The organism is Corynebacterium sp. 239_CJEI (assembly GCF_001055995.1).
In the GTDB taxonomy this organism is placed as follows: domain Bacteria; phylum Actinomycetota; class Actinomycetes; order Mycobacteriales; family Mycobacteriaceae; genus Corynebacterium; species Corynebacterium jeikeium_D.
In genome coordinates, this window is sequence record NZ_JVOW01000026.1 from 134,236 (window position 1) to 140,378 (window position 6,143).

General features: G+C 59.7%; 6 protein-coding genes and 1 tRNA gene. 3 read left to right on the top strand and 4 right to left on the bottom strand.

Translation table 11 applies throughout. The features are described from left to right. Nucleotides 1-38: 38 nt before the first annotated feature. Nucleotides 39-1,271, bottom strand: a complete 1,233-nt coding sequence (locus ADB08_RS07315; RefSeq protein WP_049172114.1) for an isochorismate synthase — start codon at nt 1,269-1,271, stop codon at nt 39-41. 56 nt (nt 1,272-1,327) lie between these two features. Continuing rightward, the gene (locus ADB08_RS07320) at nt 1,328-2,050 is read right to left on the bottom strand and encodes an SDR family oxidoreductase (protein ID WP_049172115.1); all 723 of its coding nucleotides are present in this window, start codon (nt 2,048-2,050) and stop codon (nt 1,328-1,330) included. Here ADB08_RS07320 and ADB08_RS07325 point away from each other — a divergent pair. Then, the gene (locus ADB08_RS07325; RefSeq protein WP_239271942.1) at nt 2,049-2,762 is read left to right on the top strand and encodes a TIM barrel protein; all 714 of its coding nucleotides are present in this window, start codon (nt 2,049-2,051) and stop codon (nt 2,760-2,762) included. The two genes, ADB08_RS07320 and ADB08_RS07325, sit on opposite strands and share 2 nt — an antisense overlap. A 56-nt stretch (nt 2,763-2,818) precedes the next feature. Next, on the top strand, nt 2,819-4,306 hold the full coding sequence (gltX, locus tag ADB08_RS07330) for a glutamate--tRNA ligase (protein WP_049172116.1): 1,488 nt from the start codon (nt 2,819-2,821) through the stop codon (nt 4,304-4,306). Here gltX and ADB08_RS07335 read toward each other — a convergent pair. Continuing rightward, nucleotides 4,290-5,498 carry a hypothetical protein gene (locus ADB08_RS07335; protein WP_049172117.1) on the bottom strand — a complete coding sequence of 403 codons (1,209 nt, stop codon included), beginning with the start codon at nt 5,496-5,498 and terminating at the stop codon, nt 4,290-4,292. The two genes, gltX and ADB08_RS07335, sit on opposite strands and share 17 nt — an antisense overlap. Further along, nucleotides 5,416-5,700, bottom strand: coding sequence for a hypothetical protein (locus tag ADB08_RS11600; protein WP_147722636.1), 285 nt, complete (start codon nt 5,698-5,700; stop codon nt 5,416-5,418). Before ADB08_RS11600 ends, ADB08_RS07335 begins: the two co-directional genes overlap by 83 nt. 272 nt (nt 5,701-5,972) lie before the next feature. Here ADB08_RS11600 and ADB08_RS07345 point away from each other — a divergent pair. After that, nucleotides 5,973-6,044, top strand: a tRNA-Gln gene (locus ADB08_RS07345). The last annotated feature ends 99 nt before the right edge of the window (nt 6,045-6,143 follow it).

Consider the following 6,143-nt stretch of genomic DNA (forward strand, 5'->3'; position numbering starts at 1 on the left):
TGCCAGGGCTTAAGCTGCTAGGGCCTATGCGCCCTGGCTTAAGCGCCCTTAACTCCAAAAGCGCGGAGTACAGTGCCCATCTTGGCGCTGGTCTCCGTGACTTCTTCTTCTGGGTCGGAGTGCGACACAATGCCGCCTCCGGCCCATAGTCGTGCCACGGACCCCTCAGTGTCGATTTCGGCACAGCGAATGGAGACCACGAACTCACCGTCGCCATTCTCATCGCACCAGCCGACAGCGCCCGAGTAGAAGCCGCGGTTGGTCTCTACGGCCTGAATAACGCCGAAGGCGGATTCCGTCGGCGTGCCACAAATGGCTGGTGTCGGGTGCACCACCAGCGCCAAATCCAGCGCGGACAGCGACGGATCCTTCAACCGACCGCGGATATGCGTGGCCAAGTGCCACATCTCGGCGGTGCTCATCAGCTCGGGGCTGTCCGGAACATCCAGCGAACTGCACAGTGGCGCCAAGTTGTCGGCGATGTCGTCGACGACGAAGGCATGCTCGTCTAGGTTCTTGCGCGAGTCCGCTAAACGACGGGCCGACGCCCGGTCCACCTCTTCATTCCGGGACCTCGGCAGCGACCCGGCCAAGGGAAACGCCTCAACGATGTCGCCCGTACGGCGGACCAGCATCTCCGGGGAGGAACCGATGAGCAACTTGCCCTCATAATCGGAACCGGCGGGGGAGAGATCCACGACAAAGCCATCGCGGTTGGGGGATCCGTCGATCAGCCGCGATGCGAGTAGGAGCGGGTCAATCGGGGGATCGATTTCGAGTTCCACGGCGCGCGCGAGCACGACCTTTTCCAGCGCCGAGTACTCGATTGTGCGGATGGCTGCGGCGATGCGCTCAGCGTGCTCGTCGAGCGGGGGATCGTAAGCGACGATGTTGGCGTGAGGCTTGGGTGCGTTCCAGCGGTAGTGCGCGGGTGGCTCCAGCGGCTGCGAGGAGCGGATGACTTCCCGGGGAACGGTCAGGGCGGCGGGCTTGTCCAAGTCGAAGGGCAGGGCGCCGACCACCATTTTGTGAATGCCCGAGTGCAGTCCCTCGGCTGCGAGCCAGGGGTCGGAAATCTGCTCTTCAATACCTTGCGTGCGGATGGAGCCGTGCGCACGGGAGAGCAAAAAATCAGGAGCGGTGGTTGGGCGGGACGTGTCCCAGCGCGTCGAACGTTTCGGAGTCGCTGCAGGCTCGTTCGACGGGTGAGACTTTTCCTGCTGCTCTTCTTCGTTTCCGCCGCCCAGAGAGGGGTGGTTTTCCATGGACATAGCCCTAACCCGCCTCCTCAATCTAAACCCAGTTGTGCTCCAGTTTAAGGGGCAGGCTAACCCCTGCCCAAAAAGGGCATACCCGCAGCGGTAATCGTAAGCTGATCGATGACGGCACCTGCCGGCAGATTCGCGGCGTAGAGGAAAGTTTCCGCAGCCTGCTTGGCATCGAACATCGGCTCGCTGCCTGTGAACGTCCCCAACAGGTCAGTCTGCGCATTGCCAATATCAATGCGCGTTGCCGTGATGCCATACTCGCGTCCGTCGAGGGCAAGCACGTGGGTCATTCCGGCAAGCGCGCTTTTCGACGTCGCGTACGCCGCCGTGTGTGCTCTCGGCACCTGCGCTGCGATAGAACAATTGACCAGGATTCGGCCGCCCGCTTGCTCTGTCTTCCCCTCGCACCCCGCCTTCATCCGCGAAAAAGCCTCGCGTGCACACAGGTACGAGCCGACCACATTCGTATCGATGACCGCCCGGAAGTCTTCAATGCCGGTCTCTCCGAACTCTGCGGGCGTGCCGGGCAGCCCCGCATTGAGCACTGCAACATCGATGGTTCCCGTAGCCACCTGCGCGTTCTCAAACATCGCACGGACCTGTTCGGGGTCGGTGATGTCACACCTGGAGTAGGTGATGTTGTCCGCTTCGGCGGCAACGGCCTCGAGCGCGTCGATACGCCTGCCGCAGATATGCACGTGCCAGCCATCGGCGGCGAAAGCCAGAGCAATTTCGCGACCAATGCCCGCGCCGCCACCAGTTACTACTACCGTTTTGGTCATGAGCACTATTATTAACTGTTCTACGGTCTACGCACACATGTCCCCGCACGACGCCGTCAACGCCGCGCGTGACGACGGCTACCCGGCCGTGGAATTCTGGTGGCCATTTGACCTCGCAGTGCCCGCACCCGATGAGGTTTCCGGTTTTTGCGACCTCTTTGACGACAGCCTCGGTCTTTATGCCATGAATCTGTGGGGAGGGGACATGGCAGCGGGGCAGCGAGGAGTGCTCGATACGGATGGGCTGCCCGCGGGGCATCTGGAGGCAGTGAGCCAGATTGCGCGGGCCACTGGGCTGAAATGCTCGAACGTGCTGCTGGGGCGCTCGGGGGAGCTGACCGATTTGCAGGTGCAAAGACTGACTGAGATTACTGCCCAGCTGGAGCTCAGTGGGGTTCGCGCGTTGATTGAGCCACTGTCCGGGATGAGTGATTATCCCATTACAGATCCGTGGCAAGCCGAGGAGTTAGCTCAACAGACTGGTGCTGGTGTGCTCGCGGACTTTTACCATTTTGCAGCTAATGGCGTCGACGTGGATGCTTGGCTCACTGATGTGGAGACTGGAAGAGTGAGCCTGCCGGCGCACGTCCAGATTGCCGATTTCCCAGGCCGCGGTGCGCCGGGCACCGGTGAGGCACCACTGCGCAGCTGGGTTGAGCGGCTGCGAGCCGCCGGATACGCCGGCGAAGTGGCCGGGGAGTGGGCTCTGTAACCCTATGCAAACCCTATGCATGCCTGCAGGTGGGAGGGCGGGTATCGTGGGAAAGCATGTCAGATGTTCGCGTACGCTTTTGCCCGTCGCCAACCGGTACCCCGCACGTTGGCCTCATCCGCACCGCCCTGTTCAACTGGGCATATGCCCGTCACACTGGTGGCAAGCTGGTCTTCCGCATCGAAGATACCGATGCCGCTCGCGACTCCGAAGAGTCTTATCAGGCAATCATCGAGGCCCTGAATTGGCTCGGTATTGACTGGGACGAGGGCATCGATGTCGGCGGTCCGCACGGCCCGTACCGCCAGTCGCAGCGCAAGGACATCTACGCCGATGTATTGCAGCGTCTCATTGACGCCGGTGAAGCCTACGAGGCCTTTTCCACCGCTGAAGAGGTTGAGGAGCGCCACAAGGCTGCCGGTCGTGACCCGAAGCTGGGCTACGACAACTATGACCGCAACCTCACCGAGGAGCAGAAGGAAGCCTTCCGCGCAGAGGGCCGTAAGCCGGTGATTCGCCTGCGTATGCCGGACGAGGACATTGTCTTCGATGACCTCGTTCGCGGTCGTATCGAGTTCAAGGCCGGCCTGGTTCCGGACTTCGTTATTGCCCGCTCCAACGGTGAACCGCTCTACACCCTGGTTAACCCGGTCGATGACGCTCTGATGGAGATTACTCACGTCCTGCGTGGTGAGGATTTGCTGCCATCGACCCCGCGCCAGATTGCTCTCTACGAGTCGCTGAAGCGTATCGGTGTCGCCAAGTTCACCCCGGAGTTCGGTCACCTGCCGTTCGTTATGGGCGAGGGCAATAAGAAGCTGTCCAAGCGCGACCCACAGTCCAACCTCTTCATCCACCGCGATAACGGTTTCATCCGCGAGGGTCTGCTGAACTACCTGGCTCTGCTGGGTTGGTCTATGGACGGCGATCAGGACATCTTCACCATGGACGAGATGGTTAAGGCCTTCGATATCCACGATGTGCTGTCCAACCCGGCCCGCTTCGACCAGAAGAAGGCCGACGCTATCAACGCCGACCACATCCGCATGCTCGATCCGAAGGACTTCGAACAGCGTCTGCGCACGTATTTGGAAAGCCACTTTGACTTCCCGTCCGACTACCCGGCGGATAAGTTCGCTTTCCTGGCAACGCTGCTGCAGACTCGTGTGAAGACGCTTTCCGACGCCTGGGACCTCTCGAAGTTCCTGGTTGTGGAAGAGGACGAGTTCACCTTCGATGAGCGCTCGGCACGCCGTAACTTCAAGGAAGACGCTGTTGCTGTCCTGGAGGCCACCATTGCAGCTGTGGAGCCGCTCAGCGAAGAGGACTTCATCACCGAGAAGCTCGAAGCTGCACTTCAGAAGGCCCTCATCGAGGACCTGGAGCTGAAGCCACGCAAGGCCTTCGGCCCGGTGCGCGTGGCTGTAACTGGTGCTCAGGTATCGCCGCCGCTGTTCGAGTCCATGGAGCTGCTTGGTCGCAGCCGCAGCCTGGGCCGACTGCGCAAGGCGCTCGAGGTCACTCCTTTTACTGCTGCTCAGTAAAGAGCGCGAGCTGGGCTGAGCGAAGCAGGTTCGTGTAAGAGCCCGCTTCCTTGCCCACCTTCTGCGGGTCGCGGTTCAGCATATTCATGGAGGTTTCGCGGTAATCCTTGACCAGCGACCCCATGTGGTTGTTGAAGAAATCGTGCCAGTCGGTTCCCCAGTGGACCGTGCCGTCCTCGTTTCGCTTGAGCAGTGCGGCAAAGGCGTACACGAGCGGGTAGATGAACCCGTCCGGAATCGCGTAGCCGATGGGCTGGCGGTAGAACTTCGAGTACTTCTGTGGAGTCTTGCCGGTCCGCGGATTCTTCTTATTGGCCTTGTCAACAGCATCAATGCCGCCGAATTTACCGCCGCTCTTGTTGTAGAGATCGGGTAGCTCTGCGTTGATGCGCTCGAAAATATCGATGAAGTCACGCGTGAGGTTCAATGCGCTGCGGACCTTCTCGTTGTAGAGAACGACCTCTTCGGTGCGCTCATTGATGCTTTCAGTGCTGGGCTTAGTGACCTCCGGTGAGCTCATGACATCCTCGAAGCGGTCAAGCAGCTTGGCCTTGCCGGAGTAGAGGCTGGTGGGGGTCGGTGCTTCAATCTGCTTCCCGTCGGCATCCTTCGGCAGGTCAATACAAGACAGCGGAATCCACGCCATAGCGATGACATCGCCCACCTTTAGTCGACCAGTATCGTTGGTGCGCCACTGCACGTTGTCGCTAATTCCCTGAGGCAGGGCATGCTTCAGATCGTCAAAGTAGCCGGCGCGATTGAGCTTTGCTTCCGCCTTGAGCTCCGCATTGTTGTTGCGGGCGGCACAGATATCGAGCAGAGCATCGGAGAAGTCCTGCACAGTGTCCTCGTCCCGAGCACCGGGCACGAGTACCTCTACCGGAACACGGGCATCGAGCTCGGTGAGGCTTTCGTCGGCAAGCAATTCCTCAATTTCTCCCGTACGCTCCGACCAGACCTCCTTCATTTCGGACCACGTTTTGATTTTGCGGCTAGGCGGTGGAGTGAGCTTGCCCAGGACGAACAGTGCGATAGCCAGCGAGTTGTGACCGCCGTCGAGGATGCCTTCGATGCGACGGTTGCTGAAGGTGAAGCGGTAGAGATTGTCGTCACTGGTGAACTGAGTGGAGGCCAGGAGCACACCCTTGGATTTGTAGGCGAAGAGCTCCGGTGTGGTGTCGATGGTTTCCATGATGGCATCGGTGATGCGGCCGGTGCGGGGACACGCGTGGGTTGGCGTCGAGGTTGAGGGCCGAGATGATTTTCGCGAACTGACGGATAGTGACAGTGCCGATGACGCGACCGATGGTGCCGTTCATTTGCTCCGTGATGTCGGAGAACTCCAGCTCGAGCGTGATGGGGGCGGTTGTTGCCGTCGTTGTTGGGGAAGTCATGGTGCCTGCCTTTCAGGTCTGGTTTTTTGGTGTGTGTCGGCTGTTTGCCAGCCGCTTCACCACGAAGTGTCTCCTGAAGGGCGGATCAGCTTTGAGCTGCGATCGAATGGGCTTTCGATCTGGGACTGCGTTAGTTATATGCACTGCATTAGTTATGCGCACTGCTGAGGTGGGCTGTGGGGAACTCGCGAATTTAAACGAGCCTTTGACCAGGTGATTTGCTCTTGTTAGCGCGAATTGGCTATATTATTCCTCGTTGCGTTCAGCAGCGATGGCCTATGGTGTAATTGGCAACACTACGGTTTCTGGTACCGTCATTCTAGGTTCGAGTCCTGGTAGGCCAGCAGTGAAGAAGTTCATTGTTGAATGTATTCACTAACTGCAAAGTTCTAAGCCCCGTTCGTCTAGCGGCCTAGGACGCCGCCCTCTCACGGCGGTAACAC

Coding starts and splice junctions, on each gene's coding strand:
- ADB08_RS07315 (WP_049172114.1), bottom strand. CDS start 1,271: ATGTCCATGGAAAACCACCCCTCTCTGGGCGGCGGAAACGAAGAAGAG.
- ADB08_RS07320 (WP_049172115.1), bottom strand. CDS start 2,050: ATGACCAAAACGGTAGTAGTAACTGGTGGCGGCGCGGGCATTGGTCGC.
- ADB08_RS07325 (WP_239271942.1), top strand. CDS start 2,049: ATGAGCACTATTATTAACTGTTCTACGGTCTACGCACACATGTCCCCG.
- gltX (WP_049172116.1), top strand. CDS start 2,819: ATGTCAGATGTTCGCGTACGCTTTTGCCCGTCGCCAACCGGTACCCCG.
- ADB08_RS07335 (WP_049172117.1), bottom strand. CDS start 5,498: ATGGAAACCATCGACACCACACCGGAGCTCTTCGCCTACAAATCCAAG.
- ADB08_RS11600 (WP_147722636.1), bottom strand. CDS start 5,700: ATGACTTCCCCAACAACGACGGCAACAACCGCCCCCATCACGCTCGAG.